Origin of the sequence: Slackia faecicanis (assembly GCF_003725295.1) — a bacterium.
Lineage (GTDB): Bacteria > Actinomycetota > Coriobacteriia > Coriobacteriales > Eggerthellaceae > Slackia > Slackia faecicanis.
In genome coordinates, this window is record NZ_QICB01000002.1 from 203,631 (window position 1) to 225,698 (window position 22,068).

22 protein-coding genes are annotated in these 22,068 nt (G+C 65.6%); 2 read left to right on the forward strand and 20 right to left on the reverse strand.

Going from position 1 to position 22,068, the window contains the following annotated elements; translation table 11 throughout:
- Nucleotides 1-380 precede the first annotated feature (380 nt).
- Both DMP07_RS03455 and DMP07_RS03460 read left to right on the forward strand, forming a co-directional pair.
- A complete protein-coding gene (locus DMP07_RS03455) occupies nucleotides 381-1,559 on the forward strand; it encodes a hypothetical protein (protein ID WP_211324498.1) in 1,179 nt (392 codons plus the stop codon).
- Between the two features lie 231 nt (nucleotides 1,560-1,790).
- The gene (locus DMP07_RS03460) at nucleotides 1,791-2,375 is read left to right on the forward strand and encodes a GNAT family N-acetyltransferase (protein ID WP_123197753.1); all 585 of its coding nucleotides are present in this window, start codon (nucleotides 1,791-1,793) and stop codon (nucleotides 2,373-2,375) included.
- Nucleotides 2,376-2,457: 82 nt separating this feature from the next.
- Here the strand turns inward: DMP07_RS03460 and DMP07_RS03465 are convergent, their stop codons facing one another.
- The 20 genes from DMP07_RS03465 to DMP07_RS03560 all read right to left on the reverse strand — a co-directional run bounded on the left by DMP07_RS03465 (nucleotide 2,458) and on the right by DMP07_RS03560 (nucleotide 22,028).
- Nucleotides 2,458-3,822 (reverse strand): bifunctional folylpolyglutamate synthase/dihydrofolate synthase, encoded by a 1,365-nt coding sequence (locus tag DMP07_RS03465; protein WP_123197754.1) that lies wholly within the window; start codon nucleotides 3,820-3,822, stop codon nucleotides 2,458-2,460.
- 146 nt (nucleotides 3,823-3,968) lie between these two features.
- Nucleotides 3,969-6,236: an acetyl-CoA carboxylase, carboxyltransferase subunit beta gene (accD, locus tag DMP07_RS03470; protein WP_123197755.1), complete on the reverse strand. Its 2,268-nt coding sequence runs from the start codon at nucleotides 6,234-6,236 to the stop codon at nucleotides 3,969-3,971.
- 9 nt (nucleotides 6,237-6,245) lie between these two features.
- Complete coding sequence (fabZ, locus tag DMP07_RS03475; RefSeq protein ID WP_123197756.1) at nucleotides 6,246-6,683, reverse strand: 3-hydroxyacyl-ACP dehydratase FabZ; 438 nt, start codon at nucleotides 6,681-6,683, stop codon at nucleotides 6,246-6,248.
- Between the two features lie 208 nt (nucleotides 6,684-6,891).
- A complete protein-coding gene (fabF, locus tag DMP07_RS03480) occupies nucleotides 6,892-8,157 on the reverse strand; it encodes a beta-ketoacyl-ACP synthase II (RefSeq protein ID WP_123197757.1) in 1,266 nt (421 codons plus the stop codon).
- Nucleotides 8,154-8,915, reverse strand: a complete 762-nt coding sequence (gene fabG / locus DMP07_RS03485) for a 3-oxoacyl-[acyl-carrier-protein] reductase (protein WP_123197758.1) — start codon at nucleotides 8,913-8,915, stop codon at nucleotides 8,154-8,156. Before fabG ends, fabF begins: the two co-directional genes overlap by 4 nt.
- A gap of 11 nt (nucleotides 8,916-8,926) precedes the next feature.
- Nucleotides 8,927-9,856, reverse strand: coding sequence for an ACP S-malonyltransferase (locus DMP07_RS03490; RefSeq protein WP_123197759.1), 930 nt, complete (start codon nucleotides 9,854-9,856; stop codon nucleotides 8,927-8,929).
- A complete protein-coding gene (locus DMP07_RS03495) occupies nucleotides 9,849-10,829 on the reverse strand; it encodes a nitronate monooxygenase (protein ID WP_123197760.1) in 981 nt (326 codons plus the stop codon). The genes DMP07_RS03490 and DMP07_RS03495 overlap by 8 nt, the downstream gene beginning before the upstream one ends.
- Nucleotides 10,830-10,837: 8 nt before the next feature.
- On the reverse strand, nucleotides 10,838-11,059 hold the full coding sequence (locus DMP07_RS03500) for an acyl carrier protein (RefSeq protein ID WP_123197761.1): 222 nt from the start codon (nucleotides 11,057-11,059) through the stop codon (nucleotides 10,838-10,840).
- Between the two features lie 84 nt (nucleotides 11,060-11,143).
- The gene (locus DMP07_RS03505; RefSeq protein WP_123197762.1) at nucleotides 11,144-11,596 is read right to left on the reverse strand and encodes a MarR family winged helix-turn-helix transcriptional regulator; all 453 of its coding nucleotides are present in this window, start codon (nucleotides 11,594-11,596) and stop codon (nucleotides 11,144-11,146) included.
- 20 nt (nucleotides 11,597-11,616) lie between these two features.
- Nucleotides 11,617-12,477, reverse strand: a complete 861-nt coding sequence (locus DMP07_RS03510) for a DegV family protein (protein WP_123197763.1) — start codon at nucleotides 12,475-12,477, stop codon at nucleotides 11,617-11,619.
- A 152-nt stretch (nucleotides 12,478-12,629) separates the two neighbouring features.
- Nucleotides 12,630-13,253: a uracil-DNA glycosylase gene (locus DMP07_RS03515; RefSeq protein WP_123197764.1), complete on the reverse strand. Its 624-nt coding sequence runs from the start codon at nucleotides 13,251-13,253 to the stop codon at nucleotides 12,630-12,632.
- Complete coding sequence (gene alr, locus DMP07_RS03520; RefSeq protein WP_123197765.1) at nucleotides 13,250-14,533, reverse strand: alanine racemase; 1,284 nt, start codon at nucleotides 14,531-14,533, stop codon at nucleotides 13,250-13,252. The genes DMP07_RS03515 and alr overlap by 4 nt, the downstream gene beginning before the upstream one ends.
- A 48-nt stretch (nucleotides 14,534-14,581) precedes the next feature.
- Complete coding sequence (locus tag DMP07_RS03525; protein WP_123197766.1) at nucleotides 14,582-15,403, reverse strand: UTP--glucose-1-phosphate uridylyltransferase; 822 nt, start codon at nucleotides 15,401-15,403, stop codon at nucleotides 14,582-14,584.
- A 258-nt stretch (nucleotides 15,404-15,661) separates the two neighbouring features.
- Nucleotides 15,662-15,841, reverse strand: coding sequence for a hypothetical protein (locus DMP07_RS03530; RefSeq protein WP_123197767.1), 180 nt, complete (start codon nucleotides 15,839-15,841; stop codon nucleotides 15,662-15,664).
- 2 nt (nucleotides 15,842-15,843) lie between these two features.
- On the reverse strand, nucleotides 15,844-16,611 hold the full coding sequence (gene ccsA / locus DMP07_RS03535; protein WP_123197768.1) for a cytochrome c biogenesis protein: 768 nt from the start codon (nucleotides 16,609-16,611) through the stop codon (nucleotides 15,844-15,846).
- 117 nt (nucleotides 16,612-16,728) lie between these two features.
- Nucleotides 16,729-17,454: a heme exporter protein CcmB gene (locus tag DMP07_RS03540; RefSeq protein ID WP_123197769.1), complete on the reverse strand. Its 726-nt coding sequence runs from the start codon at nucleotides 17,452-17,454 to the stop codon at nucleotides 16,729-16,731.
- Complete coding sequence (locus DMP07_RS03545; RefSeq protein ID WP_123197770.1) at nucleotides 17,454-18,167, reverse strand: ABC transporter ATP-binding protein; 714 nt, start codon at nucleotides 18,165-18,167, stop codon at nucleotides 17,454-17,456. The genes DMP07_RS03540 and DMP07_RS03545 overlap by 1 nt, the downstream gene beginning before the upstream one ends.
- A gap of 50 nt (nucleotides 18,168-18,217) precedes the next feature.
- Entirely contained in the window at nucleotides 18,218-20,389 is a 2,172-nt protein-coding gene (locus DMP07_RS03550) for a heme lyase CcmF/NrfE family subunit (protein WP_123197771.1), read from the reverse strand.
- A gap of 6 nt (nucleotides 20,390-20,395) precedes the next feature.
- Nucleotides 20,396-21,073: a cytochrome c maturation protein CcmE domain-containing protein gene (locus DMP07_RS03555; RefSeq protein ID WP_123197772.1), complete on the reverse strand. Its 678-nt coding sequence runs from the start codon at nucleotides 21,071-21,073 to the stop codon at nucleotides 20,396-20,398.
- A gap of 208 nt (nucleotides 21,074-21,281) precedes the next feature.
- Nucleotides 21,282-22,028, reverse strand: a complete 747-nt coding sequence (locus DMP07_RS03560) for a cytochrome c3 family protein (RefSeq protein WP_123197773.1) — start codon at nucleotides 22,026-22,028, stop codon at nucleotides 21,282-21,284.
- Between the last annotated feature and the right edge of the window lie 40 nt (nucleotides 22,029-22,068).

The window sequence follows — 22,068 nt, forward strand, 5'->3', positions numbered from 1 at the left end:
ACCCTCCTTCATGAGCGTCGGCGAAACGCGCCGACGGCACCATTGTCGAAGCGTTTCGCGAAAACTGTCAATATCGCATTAATCGATAGTTGGCATTCGAAGATTACACTTGGAGCGATTCAGAGAAATACCAGGTAGAATAGACGAATATCGCTACAAGGCGCTTTTTCTTCTTCGTATGGGAGCAAATTTGAGCGAACTATCGTTTTTCGATAGTTCGCTCGACGGGACAGGAGGACCCGATGGAAGGCATGTCGGACGACCTTTTCGCCCGATTCGTCGCCATTCTCGCCGACGAATCGTTTTCGGAAATACGGCGCATCGCAGGCCAACGGCCCCTGCTGTATTCGGAATTCCGAACGCTTCCCCTGCCCGACGGGGTGACCGAATCGCAAGCTTGGACCCTGCTTTCCACGCTTCGAAAAACCATGGCCGTCACCATTCCCGTGACCGACGGACGGGGAAAGAAGGGATGGTACGTTCCCACGAAATCGATTGCAGAAAACCTCGCCGAAATAGACCGCTCGTGCAAGACGGGATCGGTGCTCGACCTTGCCATGTCGTCGAAAAACGCAACGTATTTCCTGCTCGAAAGCAGCATCGACGACGCCATCGAATCGATTCGGGGCGACGGCATGTCTATCGGACACGAGCGCGCACGCGAGCTGATCCTGGAAGAACGCGAGCCCGAAAGCCCCGAAGAACAGCTGCTCGCCAACGTGCGGCGCATCCAACGAAGCCTTCCCGAGAAAGCGCACGAGCATTGCACGCCCGAACTGCTGTCCGAACTCTACGAGCAGCTGTCATGGAACATGGGCACGCAGACCACCGCATCGATTCCCGAAACCCCCTTCGTCTGGCAGAAAGCGAAACGAGGCAGCGAAGAATCGCTTGAAATCGTCGCGAACATCATCGAAGGCAGGCGGATCGACCGCGAAGAGCATCCGTTGCTGCTCGCGCAAGGCATCAGGCACATCTTCATGAGCCATCTCCCGCTTCCCGCATGGAACGGAGCGGCGGCGGCGATCGCGATGAAGCTACTCTATTTGAAGGCAGACCTTCCCGTGCTGACGCACGTGCCCGTCATGAAAGCCCAGCGCGACTGGATGGGAGGACTCTATCGGCCGCCGCTCGTATCGGCCGAGCCGAAGGATTCCGAAACCCTGGTCGACGGCGAAGTCGACTTCACTACGTATGTCGACGTGTATACGAAGCTCGCCGTTATCAAGATTCATGAGATGGAGGCCGAATTCGATCGCGTCGTCCGGCGCGATACGCGTCTTTCGCACGACCTGCAAGGCGTCTTCGACATCAATCACCGGCAACGCATGGTGCTGCAGCAAGCGCTCGACAACCCCGAGGCCGTCTTCAAAATAGAAACGCATCGCGCCATGAACAACATCGCTTACGCCACTGCGCGCGGCGACCTGCTCGGCCTTTCCGAACTGGGGTTTTTGCGAAAAACACGCAAGGAGCACGCCTTTGTGTTCACCGTCGAGCCCGACCTGCGGCGCACGCTTTCCGCCTTCCTCGGAACGAAGCGGCGCGGACGCGCCTGAAGCCCGCCCGATCTGACGTCGGCCCAGGCGCGCGTAAACATGGCAGCGCTTCGTTCGAAAAAGACATTTCCCCACGCCGCCGTGCGGGTTTTGGGTGTAAAATGCGCTGCACCATCAAGCACTTCAACTGTATTTCCACCTGCACGCCCAACCGACCGGCCGCCTCGAACATCGAGGCGTGTTTCGTGTTTTCCCAATCGCGCGCAGGCAGAGGCTTTCGAAAGGAGCACTATGAACGAACCCGTGTACACGTATCGTCTTGCCACCACCGACGACGCCGAGGCTTTGCAGGCGATCTATGCGCCGTACGTGGACACGTCGATCACGTTCGAGTGCACCTGTCCCGACGTCGAGGAATTCCGCAAGCGCATCGAAGAGCGCGTCTGCCTGTATCCCTACATCGTGTGCGAGGAAGACGGCGTGCCCGTGGGCTACGCCTACGCAAGCCGCCTGTTCACGCGCGAAGCCTATGCCTGGGCCGTCGAGCTTTCGGTGTATCTCTCCAACACCTGCCGCGGCCGCGGCCTGGGTCGCGCGCTGTACGACCGCCTGCTCAAGCTGCTGGAAATGCAGGGCGTGCGCAGCGCCCACGGCAAGGTGACCGAGCCCAACGAGAAAAGCGACAAGCTGCACCTGGCCATGGGCTTCCGCCTGGTGGGCGTCATGGACAACGTGGGCTTCAAGCTGGGCCAGTGGCGCGACGTGGCGCACTACGAGAAGCTGCTGGGCGATTTCTCCTGCGCGCCCGAGCCCGTCACCCCGATCGGCGAGCTCGATGCCGAAAAGGTGGCCGCCGTTTTGGAAGGCCGCGCCTAACCCGAAAACCTGCACCGTATGCACGAAGGCCGCTCGCATGTGCGCGAGCGGCCTTTTTCGTTGCATAGAGCCTGCGCGGCCGTTACTCGGCGGAGGCGGCTCGTTTGTCCTCCTCGATCGCCGCCATGATTTCCTGGATGGAATACAGCGAGCCGAAGCAGCAGGCCACGCCGTCTTCGCCCGCTGCGGCGCGGGCGGCGAGCACCGCCTCGCGCGGCGTGGAGCAGGCCACGGCCTGCGGAGCCGCCACGCAGGCGGAGAAATCGTTCGCGCGCTCGGCGGCTGCGGCGCGAATGGCATCGACCAGATCGTCGGCCGCCAGGGCGCGTTCGTTGTCGGGCGGCTCGAAGCAATAGAAGGCGCGCGCGAGCGGCAGCACGTCTTCGATCATGGCGCGGTAGTTCTTGTCGCGCAGCACGCTCATGGCGAACACCACGCCGCCTTCGGGGAAATACGCACGCAGCGACGAGGCCAGCGCGGCCGCGCCCTGCTCGTTATGGCCGCCGTCGACGATCGTGGTCGGACGGTCGTCGACCACCTCGAAGCGGCCCTGCCAGTGCGCCGCGGCCAGGCCGCGCGCGATGGCGTCGTCGGAAATGGCGAACCCGCGCGTGCGCAACGCCTTCGCCACCTCCACCGCCACCGCGGCGTTGTCGGGCTGATAGACGCCCGCCATGCGCAGCGCCACGTTGCGGGTGTCTCCGTAGGAAACCACCTGGTGCAAGCCTTCGACGTGCGATTCGAGCGCCGAGAAATCGGGATAGGTCAGCGGCGCGCCCGCAGCGGCGGCGGCCTGCTCGATCACGCGGCGCGCGTCGGCGGGCTGGCGGTTCGACACCACCGGGACGCCCGGCTTGATGATGCCCGCCTTCTCGTACGCGATCTTTTCCACCGTGTCGCCCAGCACATGGGTATGGTCGAGCGAGATAGGCGCGATGGCGCAGACCTCGGGCGTGACCACGTTCGTGGAATCGAGCCTGCCGCCCAGGCCCACCTCGAGCACCACGGCGTCGCATTCCTGCTGCGCGAAATGCAGCAGGGCCGCCGCCGTGATCAGCTCGAACGCGGTGGGCTGTTCGTCCATGGCCAGCGCCTGCTCGCGCACGTCTGCCGCCACTTCCAACAGATCTTCGTCAGAGATGTCGCGGCGGTCGATCTGGATGCGCTCGTTGAAGCGCAGGATGTAAGGCGAGGTGAACAGACCCGTCTTATAGCCCGCCTCCTGCAGGATGGACGCGATGAACGCGCAGGTCGATCCCTTGCCATTCGTTCCCGCCACATGCACGATCTTCAGCGAATCCTGCGGGCGGCCGAGGCGCTCCAGAAGCTCCTCAGTGCGATGCAGGCCCAGACGCACGTCGCGCCAGGCGCCCTGCTGCAGATATTCCTTGGGATCGAAATCGTAACGGCCGCCCGATTCCGTCGGCGTCGCGTTGCTGTCAGCCATCTATCGCTCCCCTCGCGCGCACGCTCGCGCGGCGCGTCGTTTCATCGATTACGCAGGCCGAACCCTGCGGCTCGGCCTGCGTATTATAGGGCGATATGCGCGTCGCCGCCGCAATATGCGCAAAACCGCCGGGCGCGACGCGGCCCTTAGAAGCCGGCAAAGCGCGCCTGCCTGCGGGCCACCAGCTCGGCGGGGTCGAGGGCGCACAGCTCGTCGAGCTTGCGTTCCACATAGCGGCGCACCGCGTCGGCCGCGAGCACCGGGTTCTCGCTCGCCGTGCCCTCGCCTTCCTCGAGCACCGTGTCCACGATGCCCATCTCGAAGATCTCGTAGGCGTTCATACGCATGGCCGCCGCGGCCTCGGGCGCGCGCGAGCGGTCTTTCCACAGGATCGACGCGAAACCTTCGGGAGACAGCACCGAATACACCGCATGCTCCTGCATGGCCACCGCGTCAGAAAGCGCGAGCGCGAGCGCGCCGCCCGAGCCGCCCTCGCCCACGATGACCGTCACCACGGGCACGGGCACACCTGCCAGATACGCCAGGTTCTCGGCGATCGCGTTGCCCTGGCCTCGCTCTTCGGCCTCTTTGCCGCAAAACGCGCCCTGCGTGTCCACCAGGCACACCGCGGGCAGGCCGAAGCGCTGCGCGAGGCGCAAGGCCCGCATGCTCTTGCGATAGCCCTCGGGCTGCGGGCACCCGAAATTGCGGCGGACGCGCTCGTCGAGCGTGGCGCCCTTTTCCTGCGCGATGATCACGGCGGGGCGGCCCGACACCCATCCCAGGCCCGTCACCACCGCCGCGTCGTCGGAAAACGCACGGTCGCCGTGCAGTTCGACGAATCCGTCCACCATGAACGACAGGTAGTGCAGCGCCGTGGGGCGATGCGTGTCGCGCGCGGCCTGGACGCTGCGCCACGCCGAGTTCGCGGAGGCGTCCGACGCGGCGCGGACATGCGATGCCGTGCGCGAAGCAGGCGCCAGGATGCGATGGGCGCGCAACGAGGCGCGGGCCGCATCCCACGCCTGCGCCGAAGGGACCGCGGACGTGCCGCGCTCTTCCATGACGCGCAGCTCGTGGGCCGAAGGCGCATCCTGCAGCGCGCGGGCCAGCGCGTCGGGGCCCGCCACGGCGCACGGCGCGCCTTTCGCGCCCGAGCCCAGCAGCGCCAACAGCGCGGCCACGGTGCAGCGCAGCGAGGCGCGGTCCACTACGGCGTCGATCAGCCCGTGCTCCAGGGCGAATTCGGCCGTTTGGAACTCGTCGGGCAGCGTTTCGCCCGTGGTGTCTTGGATCACACGGCGGCCGGCGAAGCCCACGAGCGCCCCCGGCTCGGCGAACACCACGTCGCCCTGCATGGCGAACGACGCGGTCACGCCGCCCGTGGTGGGGTCGGTGATCGCCGACAGGTACGCCAGTCCCGCATCGGCGTGACGGCGGATCGCGCAGGACACCTTCGCCATCTGCATGAGCGACACCAGGCCCTCCTGCATGCGCGCGCCGCCCGATGCGCAGAAGATCACGAGCGGCAGGCCTTCGTCGGTGGCGCGGTCGGCCGCGCGGGCGATGCGCTCGCCCACCACGCGGCCCATCGAGCCCATGAAAAACGCCGAATCCATCACGCAGGCCACGGCGGGCATGCCGGCGATGCGGCCGCGCGCGCACGACACCGCCTCGGACAGGCGCGTTTTCAGGCGCGTGGAGGCGAGCTTTTCGGCATAGCCCGGAAACGCCAGCGGGTCGCCGCCTTCGTCGATGTCGTCGATCGGCTCGACCGTTCCCGCGTCGAACAGCAGGTCGAAGCGCTGGCGCGAGGTCATGCGGAAATGGCGGCCGCAGCGCGGGCACGTTTCCTGCGCCGCGAACACCGCATGCGCGGCGAAGATGCCGCCGCACGACGGGCAGCGGCGCCACGACCGCTCGTCGACCGGGCGCACCAGGCCGGTGGCGCACGCGCACGAGCGCCAGGCGGGCGTCATGCCGCCGAACGCGCCCGCCACCACGCGGTCGGCATCCACCGCGTACACGCCGAGGCCTTCGCCGCGCGCCATGCCCACGAAATCGACGTCGGCGGCGAGCGGCGAATCCACCAGCAGCACAAGATCGGCGCCGGCCGACTGGGCGGCGGCGAGCACCAGGTAGGCGTCGTCGAACGAACCGCCGTCGGCCCGCTCGCCGATGCTCACGCACTGCTCGGCAAGCGACAGGCGCGGGCTTGCGGCCATGTCCTGCGTGTAAGCGACCGCCGTGCGCAGGCCCACCGACCTGACCGCCGCGGGCACTTCGTCGAAGGCATGGCGGCCGTCGACCACCAGCGCGCACGAGAACCCCTTGCGCGCCAGGTCGAACAGACTCTCGCCCGCTGCGGCCCGGGCGTCCGGCATCACTATGTAATCGGGCTTTTTCCGACGCATCGAAACTCCTTAGGCCAAGACGTATTTCTGGACGGCCGACGCGGCAAGCCGGCCGTCGACGAGCGCCTCCACCTCGGCGACGCACATGCGCGACGACGACTTCACGATGCGCGCCTCCAGGCGCAGCGTGTCGCCCGGGCGCACCTGGCAGCGGAACTTCGCCTTATCGATGCCCGTCAGAAAGCCCACCTTGCCGCAGTCGTCGCCCGCCAGCAGCACGCAGCACGAAGCCGCCTGGGCAAGCGCCTCCATCACGATGACGCCCGGCAGCACCGGATGCTCGGGGAAATGACCCGCGAACAGCGGCAGGTCGGGATCGACGTCGAATTCGGCCTCGATACGGACGCCCGGCTCGCACGACAGGATGCGGCTCACCCAGACGAAGGGGTCGCGATGAGGCAGGATGGCCAGCACCGCATCGCGGCCGGCGGGATACGTCAGTTCCATGAAAGACCTTCTTCCTTGGTCGAGGATGCTATCGGGGCGCGCGGGCCGAACCTCGGCGGCAATGCGCCCCGGCCGCGCGGGCGCGCGCGGCGATATCGGGGGAAAGCGAACGCGAGCGTCCGGCAGACGCCGCAAGGGAAACGCCGTCTGTCGGACGCTCGCGGCCCGCGCCCGCCGCCGCGCACCGGGCGGCGGCGGAATATGCAGGCTAGCCTTCGAACGGCGCGATGGCGAGCGAAGCGTTGTGTCCGCCGAAGCCGAGCGAATTGCTGAGCGCCACGGCCTGCGGCCCCGTGCGCAGAAGCGAACCCGTCACCACGTTCACCGGGCAGGCGGGATCGACCTCGCGCGTACCCGCGGTGGGCGGCACCGTGCCGTTCGCCGCCGACAGGGCGCACACGATCGCCTCGATGGCGCCCGCCGCGCCCATCATGTGGCCGACCGTTCCCTTCACCGAAGTCACGGGCGTCTGCGCGTCGGCGCCGACCAGCGCCGCGAGCGCCGCGGCCTCCATGGCGTCGTTGGCCTTCGTGGACGTGCCGTGGGCGTTGAGATGCCCCACGTCGGACGGCTCGAAGCCGCCTTCGGCGAGCGCCGCGCGCATCGCGCGCACGGCCCCTTCGCCGCTCGGGTCGGGCGCGGTCATGTGGTAGGCGTCGCCCGTCGAGCCGAAGCCCGCCACCTCGGCGATGATATGCGCGCCGCGCGCAAGGGCGTGCTCGAACGATTCCAGCACGAGCGCGCCCGCGCCTTCGCCCGGCACGAAACCGCTGCGGTTCGCATCGAACGGCATGGCCGACGCGGCCGGGTCGTCGGAGGTGCACAGCGCGCCCAGATTGCCGAAGCCCGCCAGGCATACCGGCGAAATGGACTCTTCGCTGCCGCCCGCCAACGCCGCGTCGGCGTAGCCGTGACGGATCAGGCGATAAGCCTCGCCCACGCAATGGGCGCCGGTAGCGCATGCGGTGACGATGCTCAGGCAATCGCCCTTCATACCATAGCGAATCGACAGGTTGCCGGCCGCCATGTTCTCTATCATCGTGGGAATGAACAGAGGGCTGACTTTCTTGGGGCCGCGCTCGTGCAAAGCGGCGCAAGCCGATTCGAACTCGAGCAGGCCGCCGATGCCGCTGCCCCACACGCAGGCCACGCGCGTCGGGTCTTCGTCCTCCATCGACAGGCCGCTTTCGGCCATGGCCTCGTCGGCGGCCACGATGGCGTACTGGACGAACGGGGCGAAGCGGCGCGCCTCTTTTTTCGACAGGCCGCACGCAACCGGGTCGAACGAGGGAATTTCGGCCGCCAGCGTGGCGGGATAGCCCTCGGTGCCGAAGCGTGCGATCGGCGCGATGCAGCTGCGGCCCTCGTTCACCGCGTCCATCAGAGCGTCCACGCCCACGCCCGCGGGCGAAAGCGCGCCCGTGCCGGTGATGGCCACGCGATGCGTGCCGTCGGGCTTTCGAGTATCCGTCATAGCGACATTCCTCCATCCACGCCGATGACCTGGCCGGTCACGTAACTTGCCTGCTCGCTCGCGAGAAACGCCGCCACGGCGGCCACTTCCTCGGGCCTTCCCATGCGCTTGGACGCCACGCGCTCGAGCGCCGCATCCTTCGCGCGATCGCTCATGGCGCCGGTCATGTCGGTTTCCACGAGTCCGGGAGCCACGGCGTTCACCGTGACATTGCGCGAGGCCACCTCCATGGCCAGCGAACGGGTCAGACCGATGATGCCCGCCTTCGACGCGGCGTAATTCGCCTGACCCGCGTTGCCACGCACGCCCACGATGCTGCTCATGTTGACGATGCGGCCGAAGCGGGCCTTCGCCATGCGCCCCACCGCCGCGCGGCAGCAGTTGTACGTGCCTTTGAGATTCACGGCCAGCACGCGGTCGAAATCGTCTTCTTTCATACGCATCATCAGGCCGTCTTTGGTGATACCCGCGTTGTTCACCAGCACGTCCACGCCGCCGAAGCGCTCGGCCGCCTCCGCGATCAAGGCCTCGGCCTGCTCGGACGACGAAACGTCGGCGCGGGCGGCATACGCCTGCACGCCGTATGCGCGCTCCAGCTCGCGCGCCAGGTCTTCGGCGGCCTGTTCGCTGGAAGGGCTCGCGTAGTTCACGGCCACATCCATGCCGGCCGCCGCGAGGCTGCGCGCCACGGCGGCGCCGATGCCGCGCGAGGCGCCCGTCACCACGGCATGACGGCGGACGGTTTGCGTCTGTGCCATCGGAATTCCTTTCACTGACAGGCCGCAGCGCGCTGCGATGCGAGCGCGCGGGCGTCTTCCATCGATTCGACCCCGTAGCGGGCCGCCTCTTTATGCGTCCTGCGCACCAGGCCGCGCAGCACCGCGCCGCTGCCGCATTCGGCGTAGGCGTCCACGCCCGAAGCCTGCAGGCATGCGACGCTGCGGTCGAACAGCACGGGCGACGTGACCTGACGCACCATGTGCTCGGCCGCGTCGGCGGCGCGAAGCGGGCGCGCGTCTACGTTGCAGATCAGCGGGATGGGCGGCTCGGCGAAGCGCACGCCCTGCAAGAATGTCTCCAGCTCGTCGGCGGCATCCTGCATGAGCGGGCTGTGGAAAGCGCCTGCCACGGCAAGCATGCTCGCCCGGCGGCCGGGTCCGTGCCACGCCTCGGCCGCACGGACGACCGCATCGCGCTCGCCCGAGACCACGATCTGGCCGGGAGCGTTGTAGTTGGCGGCCACGAGCACCGCGCCCTGTGCGACGTCCGCGATCAGTGCGGCGACCGATTCGTCGCTCGCCCCCATGAGCGCGCACATGGCGCCCGGGGCGGCAGCGGCGGCTTCGGCCATGGCGTGCGCACGGACCGAACACAGGGCGAACGTGTCTTCGAGCGTCAGCATGCCCGCCACGTTGAGCGCGGCCACCTGACCGAGCGAAAAGCCCGCCACGGCATGGGCCGATGCGCCTTCGAGCTCGAGCGCGCGGGCGGCCGCGATCGAGGCGGCGCACAAGGCCGGCTGCACCTTCAGCGCATCGGCCAAGGCCGCTTCGTCGGAGCAGGCCGCACGCACGTCGAACCCGCACATATCAGAAGCCGCCTCGAACACCTCGTCGAATTCGGGACGGCCCGAAAACGCCGCGCCCATGCCGGGTTTCTGAGAACCCTGGCCGCTGCACAGGATGGCGAGTTTACCCACGAGCCTCGTCTCCTTCGCACGAATCGCCGATCAGCGCCGCAGCCGCACGCGCGCTCGCATCGCCTGCCGCGAAGCCTGCGGAAAGCTCACGCACCGCATCAGCCGCGCTGCCGCGCGTCTTCACCATGCCTGCCGCCTGACCTGCCATGAACGAGCCGCCCTCGGCGTCGCCTTCGACGGCGCGGCGCAGCGACCCTGCATACATTCCCTCGAGCGCCGCGATATCGTCCACGGTGCGCTCGAGCGTCTTCATCGAACGCGACCAGGGGTTTTTCAGACCGCGCACGGGGTGTCCCGTCACGCGCCCGGTCACGATGGTGTCGGAATCTTTGGCGCGCAGCACCTTTTCCTTATAGGTTTCGGACACGCGGCATTCCTCCACCGTGAGAAACCTCGTGCCCGCCTGGACGCCTTCGGCGCCCAGAACGCGTGCGGCCGCAGCCGTGCGGGCGTCGGCGATGCCGCCCGCCGCGATCACCGGGATGCCCACCGCGTCGCGGATCTGCGGCACGAGCGCCATCGTGGCGGTCTCGCCGATATGGCCGCCGGCCTCGCAGCCTTCGGCCACCACCGCATCGGCGCCCAGGCGCTCCATGCGGGCCGCCTGGGCCGTTTGCGCCACCACCGGCACCACCTTCGCGCCCGCCTCTTTCCAGCGCTCGATGAACCGCGACGGGCTTCCCGCGCCCGTCGTGATCGCGTCGACGCGCAGGCGCGCCAGAAGGTCGGCGACGCGTTCGACGTCGGGGTTCATCATCATGACGTTGGCGCCCACAGGCGCGCCCGGCGCCAGAGAGCGGGCGATCAGAATCTGATCCTCGATCCAGGAAAGCGGCGCCGCGCCGCATGCCACGATGCCCAGGCCGCCCGCGGCCGACACCGCGCCCGCGAGCGTGCCGTCGGCCACCCACGCCATGCCGCCCTGGATCACCGGATGTTCGATCCCGAATAGCTCGGTCACACGCGTTTCCATGCGCGTTCCTAACGCAGCGACTCGATGTAGTCGACCAGGCTGCCCACCGTGGTCAGGCCGTCGGGCTCGCCGAACTCGATGTCGCAGCGGTCCTCCAGGTCGCACACCAGCTCGACCATGTCGAGCGAATCCACGCCGAGGGTCTCGAAGGTAGAATCGGCGCTCACATCGGCGGGGTCGATGTCCAGGTTGTCCTGCAGGACGGATTTCACGATTTCGATGGTCTCCATTTTTAATACGCCTTTCTGATTGTTTGACAGTCTTAGCTTTTTTATGCCGAAAAGATGCGGGGCGAACCCCGCATCGATTCATCGTTACTCGCCAGGCTCCTCGAAAAAGTCCTTGACCTTGGTCAGTGCCCTGACGAGCACGGCCTCTTCCTCTTCGGTCAGATCGGCGAACGCCGCATCGACCATTTCTTTATGGAAGAGTTCGTGCACGCGGTAGGCCTGCCTTCCCTCTTTGGTCAACGACACGAGCACCTGGCGTCGGTCCGCGTCGCTGCGCGAGCGCTCGGCGAAGCCTTTGGCCACGAGCTTTCCCACCGCGGTAGTGCACGTGGCAAGCGTCACATCGAGCCGCGCCGCGATGACGTTCATCGGACTTGACCCGTGAAGGCCGATCGCATGGATCGTATGCACTTCGGAAATGGTGAGCCCCTCGGTCAGACGGTTGCGCACGACGTTTTCCTCGACGCGCAAAATGCTGTTGAACGTCTCCACCAACAGATCGTTCACATGGCGGCGACGCTGCGCTGCCTCCGTCATAGAAATCCCCCTTTCGATGCCTATACTGCACGCGGCGCCATGGCGACGCCCCATGCCCCCAGGCCCAGATGGGTCGCGATCGTGGCGCCGCAGATATCGGCGTGCACGCTTGCGACCTCGGCGTTCGACGCCTCGATGGCGGCCGCCAGCTTCTCGGCCGCAGCGGCGTTGCGCACATGGGTGTAGCGCACGTCGAGCGGGCCGTGCTGGGCCGCGGTTTCTTCGAGCACTTCGATGCAGCGCGCGACGGCGCCCTTCGCGCCTCGGGCCTTGTCGAAGAATACCACGCTTCCGGTTTCGTCGATCGTCAACAGGGCGCGCACATTGAGCATGCCCATCTTGTCGGCCGTTTCCTTCGGAAGCCTTCCGCCGCGCACGAGCGAGTCCAGCGTTTCGGGGATCAGCAAGATCTTGGTGTTCGCGCACGCTTGCGAAACGCGGCGCTCCAGCTCGTCGATATCGTCGACGCCGGCATCGCGCAGGCGGCATGCCTGGTCGACCGCGAGGCCCAGCGCCGAAGCCGCCAGCTGCGTGTCGATCACGCGCACGTCGATCGAAGCCTGGGCGGCCGCGATCGAGGCCGACTGCACCGTGCCCGAAAGCTTCGAGCCGATATGCATGCACAGCGCCGCGTCGTAGCCGCGCTCGGCCAGCTCGTCGAACAGAGCGGAAAACGCGCCGGGCGAAGGCTGGGAGGTGGTGGGCAGGTCGGTCGTCGCGCTTTCGAGCAGGTCGCAGAAGCCGTCGGACGACAATTCGATCTGGTCGAGCAGCGATTTTTCGCCGAAGCCGATGCTCAGCGGGACCATGGATACGTCGCGCTCGGCGTAGTCGGCGAAGGGCCAGTCGCACGTCGAGTCGGTGACGAGGGCGATTTTCATAACGGGTTCCTTTCTCGCAAGGACAGCGAGGCGAAAGTATACCCGTTTTAATTTGATTATCAAATTATTTTATTGCCTAATTTGTTTTCACGACGAAAAACGCACGGCCCGCCAAAGCGAATCGTGCGTCGAATTACATGCTTGAACTGCGATTATCGCGCATTGGAACGCGGAGTCTTCAGACGCTCGCCCAACGCCTCGAAATCGGCCTGGAGCGCGTCGCGCTTGCTGCGGTCATAGATCGCGGCCGCCGGGTGAAACACCGGATACACGGTGAAACGGCCCGCCATGACGGGCTTTCCGTGCAGGCCGGTGATGCCGCACTCGGTTTTCAGGATGAACTTCGTGGCGAAGTTTCCCATGGTGACCAGGTACTCGGGCCCGATAGCGCGCACCTGGTCGCGCAGAAACGGCGTGCACAGCTCTATTTCGTCGGGGCGCGGGTTGCGGTTCGAAGGCGGGCGGCACTTGAGCACGTTCGCGATGAACACGTCCTCGCGCGTCAGGCCCGCGTAGCCCAGAAGCTCGGTGAGGTATTTGCCAGCGGCCCCCACGAACGGAAGGCCCTGCTTGTCTTCGTTTTTGCCGGGAGCTTCGCCGATCAGCATGACGCGCGCCTCGGGATTGCCGAAGCCGGGCACCACGTTGATGCGGCCCTCGCACAGCTCGCACTTGCGGCACGCCGCCGCCTGTTCGGCAATATCTGCCAGCAGCAGCTCGGCCGATTCGCCCTCGTGCGGGACGATCGTGGCGAAATGTTCGTTGATCACGCTCATCGCAGATACACCTTCGGCATTCGCAGGGACAAAGCGCAGCACAGCTCGTGGGGAATGGTTCCCACCACGTCGCACAGGTCTTCGATCGACACGGCGGCGCCGTTCTGCGAGCCCACCAGCAGCACTTCGTCGCCCACGTGCGGGTCGAGCCTGCGGTGCGTGCCGTGGCTGCGCAAGTCGACTTCGAACATGCACTGGTCCATGCAGATGTTGCCCACCTGGCGGCACAGATGGCCCGCATAGATCACCGACGTGCGGCTGGAAAGCGCGCGCGGATAGCCGTCGGCGTAGCCCACGGGAATGGCGCAGATCTTCACGCTGCCCGTGCTGCGATAGTTCATGCCGTAGCTCACGCCTTCGCTCATGGGCGGCGTGTTGACCGCTGTGATGCGCGCGTGCACGCTCATGGCGGGGCGCAGGTCGAAATAACCGCGCGTTTCGGGACACGGATGGAAGCCGTACATGGAAATGCCCAGACGCGCCATGTCCATATGGGTTTCGGGATAGCGCAGAATGGCGGCCGAATTGGCGCAATGCACCAGGCCGGGATCGATGCCCGCGGAGCGCATGGCGGCCACCGTTTCCTTGAAGCGGCGCAGCTGCATGTTGAAATCGAGCGTTTCGGCGCAGTCGGCCGTGGCGAAATGGGTGAACGTGCCCACCTGCTCGAGAGCGCGGTGGAACGAGATGCTGTGAATGAATTCGAGCACCTCGTCGAAGCGCACGCCGATGCGGTTCATGCCCGTGTTCACCGCCAAATGATACGGGGCGCGCACGCCGGCGCGGTCGGCCAGCTCGCCGTAGGCGATCGCGAACTCGGTGGTATAGACCGACGGCATGAGGTCGTGATGCAAAAGCAGCGGGATCGACGAGGCGGGCGGCTCGGAGAGCACCAGGATCGGCGCGTCGATGCCCGCGCGGCGCAGCTGGATGCCCTCGTTCACCGTGGCCACCGCAAGCTGGACGGCGCCGGCGGAAAGGGCCGTGCGCGCCACCTGCACCGCGCCGTGGCCGTAGGCGTTGGCCTTGACCACGGCCATCAGGCGGCATCCCGGAGAAAGGCGGCGCTTGGCGATCTGCACGTTATGCCTGATCGCAGACAGGTCTATTTCGACCCAAGACCAGCGGCGCTCGGGCCCTGTCACGTTCTCGAGCTCTTCGGCGGAAAAGCCGGCCGCTGCGGCCGCCGCGACGCCTCGCGGACGCGCCTGCTGCGGCGTGCTTCTCAGCAGGTCGGAGAAATCCTGTCCTGCCGCTCCCGAAAATGCATTGAAAGCCACGTTCTTCCCTTCTTCCGTCTTTGCCGGATGCGCTCTGCGAACTTCTTCTTACGCCTGGGCGGCCTGCTTGCGCGCATAGAGCGCGTTATTAGCGGCCAGCCAGCTTTCCACGGTGCCCGTGTCGAAGCCGTCTTCCTCGGAAATGACGAGCGCGTACATCTCTTCCTCGCGCAGCACCGCATCGAGCGCGTCGGTGAGCTGGATTTCGCCGCCCACGCCAGGCTGCACGTCGGCCAGAAGCTCCATGACGCGGGGGCTCAGCAGGTAGCGGCCGAACACGGACAGATTGGACGGAGCATCTTCGAGCTTGGGCTTTTCGACCAGGCCGTCGACCTTCCACACGCCTTCTTCCACCTCGGAGCCGGCGATGATGCCGAAGCGGCTCACCTGCTCGTCGGGCACGGGCAGCACGGCGATCACAGAGGCGCCGCCGTGGGCCTTGGAGATCTCGAGCATCTTGGGGCAGATGGCGTTATCGGGCACCAGGACATCGCCCAGCAGCACGAAGAACGGCTCGCCTTCGCAGGCATCGGCCGCGCAGTGGATCGCATGGCCCAGGCCCAGCGGCTCGTCCTGATAGACGTAGGACACGTTGAGCTCGCCCGCGTGCTTCACGGCGTCGGCGAAGGCGTCTTTGCCCTTGGCGCGCAGCGTGGCCTCGAGCTCGGGGTCGGGCGTGAAGTGCTTCTCGATCGACTTCTTGTCGCGGCTGTTGATGATGACCACCTCGTCGGCGCCCGACGCCAGGCCCTCTTCCACCACGTACTGGATGGCGGGACGGTCGACGACCAGCAGCATCTCTTTCGGCTGGGCCTTCGTGGCCGGAAGGAAACGGGTGCCCATGCCCGCGGCGGGAATCAAGGCCTTCATGCACAAACTCCTGTCTGTCGGCGCGCCTTCGCACGATGCGGCCCGGAAAGCGGCGGCCGCACGGCCCCGTGCGGGACCTTCGCGGCGTACGACGAGCGGCGCGAACGATGATTCGAACGAATAACGCTCAGTATTCTACTATCAGGCCGCAACCCCCGCCGCCGCGCACGGCGAGTTTTCGTCCGGTTATCACGAAACGACGAAGGCCGCCCGGCGAAAGGCGGCCTTCGTCAAAGGCGTCGTATGCGTGAAACGGCGCTATTTCAGTTCGTCCACATGCTCTTCGAGCGCGGCGAGCTTCTTCTCGGTGCGCTTGAGCTTCGTCGTGATGAAAACGACGTAGCCGCACAGCACCAGGAACAGCAGCGCATAGCCGGCGATCACGAAGGGGGCCGCGTCGAGCACGGTGGAATAGATTTCAGCCAAAACGGGATCCATGGTTAATCCTCCAATTTATCCTGGATACGGGCGAGCGTGTCTTCCATGAGCTGCGTGCGCAGACGCAGGCGGTACAGGCCGAACGCGATCAGCATGAAGCCGAACAGCGACAATAGAAGCGGCAAGAGCATTTCGGGAGAAAGGCCCGAATCGGTGCGGAAGATAACCGGATGCACGCTCGAGGGAATCAGGCGCGTGATCAAGAAGCAGATCGGCACGTCGATGAAGATCAGGATGCCGAATACGCTCGAATACACGGCGCGGCGCTCGGTGTCTTCGACGGCGTTGCGCAGGATGAAGTAGCCGAAGATCATGAGCATCAGAATGAAGTACGTGGTCAGGCGCGGCTCCCACGTCCACCACACGCCCCACTCGAAGCGGGTCCACATCTCGCCCGTGACCATGGTGCACAGCACGAAGATCAGCGACACCTCGGTGGCGAGGCGGGCGCGCACGTCGTAGCAATAGCGCTTGGTCATCAGGAAGCGAATGCTGTAGTAGGCGGTGAACACGAGCGCGGTGAAGCTGACCATGGCCACCGGCATATGCCAGTAGAAGATCTTCTGCGAAAGCAGAAGCTTGTTGCCCACCAGCGTGCCGCCGATCAGCGCAGGCTCGCTGACCGTGGCGCCGTTGACGAGCGGGGCCACGGTGAAGTTCACCACGAAGCCGATCGTCGCCAGGATCGCGCCGATGGCGATCGCCCACGGCGCTATCGCGTCGAGACGCCCGCCCACCCGCGGTTCGCCGGCCGTTTTCTCATTGGCCATCCAACAAATCCTTTCATCCGTGCCGTCAGCGAACGGCATTCCACCCTTTTCGAAACGCGGCCCGACGCGCGCATCCCGGCTACGCGCCCGCCGCGAAACAGACATGCCCGGCGCGGCCTAGGCCGACACCACGAAATCGTAGAGCACCCACGAGATCAGAATCATCACCACGTCGTAGCCGCCCGCGAGCGCCATGGAGGTGGTGAAAGTTTCCATGAAGCCGTCGGCGCCGCACATCACGGCCGTCGTGGCCGACACGCACGCCCACAGAAGCGGAAACATCAGCGGGATGAACAGCACCGCGAGCATCACGTCTTTGCCGCGGGTATTCATCGTGATCGTGGAAAGCATGGTTCCCACGCCCGCGATGCCCACCGTGCCCACGAGCAGGGGCACGAACATGAGCGGCCACGAAGGAGCGGCGCCCACCTGCCCCAGGAAGAAAAAGAAGAACAGCGGCACGGTGACCGCCGTCACCACGAGCAGGAACACCAGGTTCGCCGTGGCCTTCGCCAGAAAGATCACCGAGCGGTCCATGGGAACCAGCAGGATGCCCTCGAGGCAGCCCTGCTCTTTCTCGTGCGAGAAGGAGCGGTTCAGGCCCAGCAGGCTGGTGAACAGCACGACCGCCCACAGAAGGCCGCCAGCCATCTGCAGCACGTCCAGCTCGCTTCCCGCCTGCGCGAGCGCGGCGCCGTAGACCACGAGCACCAAAAGCGCGTACAGGCCCATGGAGGTGAGCATGTCTTTGGTATGCAGCTCCTGGGAAAGGTCCTTCTTCAGCAGCGCCACGTAGTGCGCCCAGGTGGACGGCTTCTTCATCGCCGGCTTCGTCTGCGTCATCAGGCCACCCCCATTCCGACGGTTTCGCGGTACAGCTGCTTGAACTCCTCGAAATCGAGCTCTTCTTTCGGGGCGAACGCCACCACGCGGCCGCGGGCCAGCACGAGCGCATGCGTGCAGGCCTCGAAGCCCTTCTGCAGGTCGTGGCTCACCATGACGAACGTGCGGCCTTCGCGCAGGCTGGCGAGCAGCGTGTCGAAGATTTCCACCGCGTGGGGGTCGAGGCCCGCATACGGCTCGTCGAGAAACACCACGTCGGGATCGTTGATCAGGGCGCGGGCGATCGAAAGGCGCTGCGTCATGCCGCGCGAGAACGTGCGCACCATGTCGAAGCGGCGATGGTCAAGCTCGACCGCGTGCAGAAGCTCGCGCACGCGTTCTTCGGGGTTCGCCAGGCCATAGAGGCGCGCGACGAACATGAGGTTCTCCATGGCCGTGAGGTCGGGATAGAGCATGGAGTTGTGCGAGATCAGCCCGATGTGCTCGCGCACCTTGTCGGGCTCCTCCTTCGCGTCGGCCCCCATGACGCGGATCGTGCCCGACGTGGGCCGGGCCAAGGTGGAAAGCGTGCGAAGCAACGTGGTCTTGCCGGCGCCGTTCGGGCCGAAAATAGAGAGGAAGGCCCCCTCGGGCAACGCGAACGTCACCTTGTCGAGAGCCTTTCTATCTCCGAAGACTTTCGTCAGCTTGCGTATGTCGAGAGCATCTGCCATACATGCCTTCTTCTGGAAACGAAGCGCCTGGCGGACAGGCGCTTGCCGTACTACGCGTTTTCTTCGTCGCGATGCTCGCGACGGCGGCCGAACAGCGCGATCGCCGTGCCGACCATCAGCAGGCCGAAGCCGACCCAAGCAAAGCTTACCAGCGGGTTGACGCGCACGTCCATAGACAGGTCGCCCGCCTGGTTGACGCCGCGATACACCACGAACAGGTCCTCGGTGGGCAGGCTGATGACCGACGCGTTGAGCTTGGTCTGCTGCGTGGAGGAAACCAGCTGCACCGACGGGGACACGTGGCCGATGTAGGAGCCGTCCTCGGTGTCGTAGACGTCGAACTCGACCTGATAGATCACATCGTCGCCGTTGGACATGGTCTCGATGCTGTTATCGGTGTAGCGCAGCTCGTAATTCTGGATCACGAAGCTTTCGGCCGTATTGTTCTCCTCGTCGAACTCGATGTAGCCCGTCTTCTCGGTGACGTACATCGACGAGCCGATCAAGCCGATGAGGATGATCGACATGGCGAAGTGGGCGATGTAGCCGCCGTATTTCGCCGAGTTGGCGCCGAGCATGCCGAAGAAGGCGACCACGGGGTTTTTGCCCGTAGCCTTGCCGCGCTTGGACGCGGCGCGGGCGATCATGAACAGCGTGTTGAAGAACAGCAGGCTGGCCACGGCGAAGCCGACCACGGCAAGGCCGTTGTAGTACCACACGGGACCCTGCGCGAGCAGGTCGTCGGCGGCGGCGATGGCGGCCTGGGAGGCGCCATCGGCAGCGCCGGCCTGGATGATCGCGTCATAAGCCGGATACAGCGTGGTGACGAAGTACGCCATCAGCGCGACGAAGAGCACAGCGGCGCAGATCGCAGGAACCTTCGCCAGGCGCAGGAACTCGCCGCGATCGGTCTTGTTCCACGCAAGCAGCGGGCACACGGCGATGATCAGGCAGTACACGATGCCGAGCGGGCGCGCGATAGCGTCGTAGGTGCCGGCTGAAAGAGCCTGGCCGCCGAACGGCAGGAAGCTGGGCAGCGCGCTCGCCACGGTGAGGTAGGCCAGCACCAGCGTGAATACGATCATGATCACGTTGTTGAAGTAGTACGCGGCCGACTTGGAAACCATGGATTCGATCGTGTCGTCGGACTTGAACGACTTCCAACGGATGAGCAGGCCCACGACGCCCACGAGCACGGCCACTGCGATCAGGCCGCCGAACAGCGTCAGCGACACGGGGTCGCCCGCGAAGGCATGGACCGACTGCACGATGCCGGAGCGCGTGATGAACGTGCCCACGACCACGAAGGCGAACGCGAGGGCGGCGCACATGATGCTCCAGCGCTTGAACGCGCCGCGCTGGCGATACACCGTGAAGCTGTGGACGAGCGCGAGCGCGACCATCCACGAAAGCAGGCTGGCGTTTTCGACCGGGTCCCACGCCCAGTAGCCGCCCCAGCCCAGCACGACGTAGGCCCAGATGGCGCCCAGGCCGATGCCGATGCCCAGGAACAGCCACGAGAACATGGCGTAGCGCGTGGCGCGCACGACCCACTTGGAGCTGGGGTCATTGACGATCAGCGCGGCGATCGCGTAGGCGAACGGGATGGTCAGGCCGGCATAGCCGATGAACAGCGTGGGCGGATGGATGGCCTGCGCCCAGTGCTCGAGCAGCGGGCTCATGCCGAGGGCCGACGCCATGGGGGTCAGGTTGCCTTCGGCGTCGATGTAGGGGGCGCCGGTGGCGGTGAAGGGCATGTTGCTCTCGGAGAACAGGCAGACCGCCACGAACGCCGTGAGCACGAGGTCGGACACGAACAGGGCCATGCAGTCAAGCGAATCGAGCTTCTTCATGGCGCGCGCGGCCACCACGGCGTTGAAGATCGAGATGAGCCATGCCCAGAACAGCAGCGAGCCCTCGCGGCCGGCCCACAGGCCGCTGAAGCGGTAGAGCACGCCCAGGATGCCGTCGGCATCGGAGTGTTCCATGAGCACGTACTCGATGGACATGTCGCCGGTCATGAAGCAATACACCAGAATGCCGCAGCACACCGTGAGGGCGGCGGCGGTCAGGATGGAGGCGATGCATCCGCCCCAGGAGGCGGTGGAGGCGGCCCCCTGCTTGCCCATCTTGCGCAGGATCTGTCCCGCCAGCAGGCAGACGACAGACACCACGACGCCTGCGAAGGCGACGACGAGGGCTATCAATCCGAAGGTCGACATAGAGGTTTATCCTTCCTGCGCGACGTCGGTCGCGACGAACGAGCCGGAGCCGGACAACGACCCCGTGATGACAACCGAGGTGCCGTCGACGATGCCGTCGGCCATCGCGCCGTCGAATTCGACGGGAACCTGGACGGAGGCGTCCGCGCCGTCCGCCACCACGAAGCGAGGCTCGCCGGAGCCCGCGGCGGTCAGGGTGCCCTCGACGACGACGCCCGCGAGCTTGACCGTGGTGTCGACGATGCTATCGCCGTACTCGATCATGCGGGAGACCGTCAGCGCGTCGGTAGCGCTCTCGTACTTGGAAGGGCACTTCGTCACCAATTCGCTTGCCACCAACTCAACGCCGTTCGACGTGCTCAGGCGACCCGTGCAGATGGCCGTGACGCCGTTGCCGAACGTGGAGGACGCGGCCCCCTCGTAGCGGACGCGCAGCGTCTGGGACTCGTCGCCTTCGGGGTCGAAGATCTCGAAGGTCAGCACGTTGTCTTCGGTGGCAAAGGAATTATCGACCACGTTGCCGGAAACCTGGATGCGGTCGGAATCATGCGATCCGCTCAAAGCCTCGGCGACCGATACCGTCTTCGCGGCGCCGCCGCTGCCGACGACCGCCAGCACGATCGCCAGGACGACGACGATCACGCCGGTCACCACGATGAGCCTGCGTTTTGTTTTCGTGTTCATTTCCCCTGCTCCTTGTGACGCGAGGTCGAAATTTTCCGGGACCTATGCCCAGCATACGATTATTCAACAAAAGGGCCCGTCCAACGGGCGGGCCCTTTCGTGTTACACATCTCCTGGGAAAAGTACGCCTGCCGACGTATGCGTTCCCCTTAACGGCGTCTCACCATGCCGAAGCATGCACCGTCACGCATCCGCTAAGCTGAAAAGCTTACAGCGAAGCGAGCTTCTTGGCCTGGGAGGTGCTCAGCCAACCATCGGGAACGACGGCGCTGCTGTGGCACTGAGTGCAGTAGTTGACGGACTGGCTATGAGCCTTGTGGCACTGGCTGCAGGCATACTCGCCGTGCTGGGCCTTGTGCGGGTTGTACTCCTTGTCGAGGCTGGCGGTAGCGGCCTCGAGGTCGGCGCGATTGGTGATCTCGGTGCCGTCTTCGGCCACATGGTGGCAGCCAGAGTTCAGGCAGAACTCGTCCTCGGCGATGCCGCGGGCCTCGACCAGGTCGGAGAGCTCACGGTCGGCAAGGATGGTCTGGCCGAGCTTGTTGTCGCCGGCGACCTCGTAGTTGCCGGTGACCCAATGCATGCCCTCGGTGATCTGCTCGCCCATGGTGGGAACGTGGCAGCCGAGGCAGTTGGTGGTTTCGCCGTTCTCAGGATTGGCGTGGGAGTAGGCCATCATGGCCATTTTGTCGGCCTCGTCGGCCAGCTCATTGCCGTACTTGTCATGAGAGCCGTCGATGTAGGTTTCGACGTATGCGTCCATCGGAGTGTGGCAGATGGCGTTACAGAAGCTGGGCTGCTCGTGCCAGACGAAAAAGCCTGCGCCCGCCGCAACGAGAACGACGGCGACAACGCCGACGACGATAGGCCACTTCTTCTTGCCCTGCTTAGCCTGCTTGGCATCCTTGGCGGGTTCCTCGGTCGCAGCGACGTCGGTCTTGGTTTCCTCAGCCATGGATACCCCCTTTCTCGGTTTTTCCTTTTCTTCCTCCGTA

Coding starts and splice junctions, on each gene's coding strand:
- DMP07_RS03460 (WP_123197753.1), top strand. CDS start 1,791: ATGAACGAACCCGTGTACACGTATCGTCTTGCCACCACCGACGACGCC.
- DMP07_RS03465 (WP_123197754.1), bottom strand. CDS start 3,822: ATGGCTGACAGCAACGCGACGCCGACGGAATCGGGCGGCCGTTACGAT.
- accD (WP_123197755.1), bottom strand. CDS start 6,236: ATGCGTCGGAAAAAGCCCGATTACATAGTGATGCCGGACGCCCGGGCC.
- fabZ (WP_123197756.1), bottom strand. CDS start 6,683: ATGGAACTGACGTATCCCGCCGGCCGCGATGCGGTGCTGGCCATCCTG.
- fabF (WP_123197757.1), bottom strand. CDS start 8,157: ATGACGGATACTCGAAAGCCCGACGGCACGCATCGCGTGGCCATCACC.
- fabG (WP_123197758.1), bottom strand. CDS start 8,915: ATGGCACAGACGCAAACCGTCCGCCGTCATGCCGTGGTGACGGGCGCC.
- DMP07_RS03495 (WP_123197760.1), bottom strand. CDS start 10,829: ATGGAAACGCGTGTGACCGAGCTATTCGGGATCGAACATCCGGTGATC.
- DMP07_RS03500 (WP_123197761.1), bottom strand. CDS start 11,059: ATGGAGACCATCGAAATCGTGAAATCCGTCCTGCAGGACAACCTGGAC.
- DMP07_RS03505 (WP_123197762.1), bottom strand. CDS start 11,596: ATGACGGAGGCAGCGCAGCGTCGCCGCCATGTGAACGATCTGTTGGTG.
- DMP07_RS03510 (WP_123197763.1), bottom strand. CDS start 12,477: ATGAAAATCGCCCTCGTCACCGACTCGACGTGCGACTGGCCCTTCGCC.
- DMP07_RS03515 (WP_123197764.1), bottom strand. CDS start 13,253: ATGAGCGTGATCAACGAACATTTCGCCACGATCGTCCCGCACGAGGGC.
- DMP07_RS03525 (WP_123197766.1), bottom strand. CDS start 15,403: ATGAAGGCCTTGATTCCCGCCGCGGGCATGGGCACCCGTTTCCTTCCG.
- DMP07_RS03530 (WP_123197767.1), bottom strand. CDS start 15,841: ATGGATCCCGTTTTGGCTGAAATCTATTCCACCGTGCTCGACGCGGCC.
- ccsA (WP_123197768.1), bottom strand. CDS start 16,611: ATGGCCAATGAGAAAACGGCCGGCGAACCGCGGGTGGGCGGGCGTCTC.
- DMP07_RS03540 (WP_123197769.1), bottom strand. CDS start 17,454: ATGACGCAGACGAAGCCGGCGATGAAGAAGCCGTCCACCTGGGCGCAC.
- DMP07_RS03545 (WP_123197770.1), bottom strand. CDS start 18,167: ATGGCAGATGCTCTCGACATACGCAAGCTGACGAAAGTCTTCGGAGAT.
- DMP07_RS03550 (WP_123197771.1), bottom strand. CDS start 20,389: ATGTCGACCTTCGGATTGATAGCCCTCGTCGTCGCCTTCGCAGGCGTC.
- DMP07_RS03555 (WP_123197772.1), bottom strand. CDS start 21,073: ATGAACACGAAAACAAAACGCAGGCTCATCGTGGTGACCGGCGTGATC.
- DMP07_RS03560 (WP_123197773.1), bottom strand. CDS start 22,028: ATGGCTGAGGAAACCAAGACCGACGTCGCTGCGACCGAGGAACCCGCC.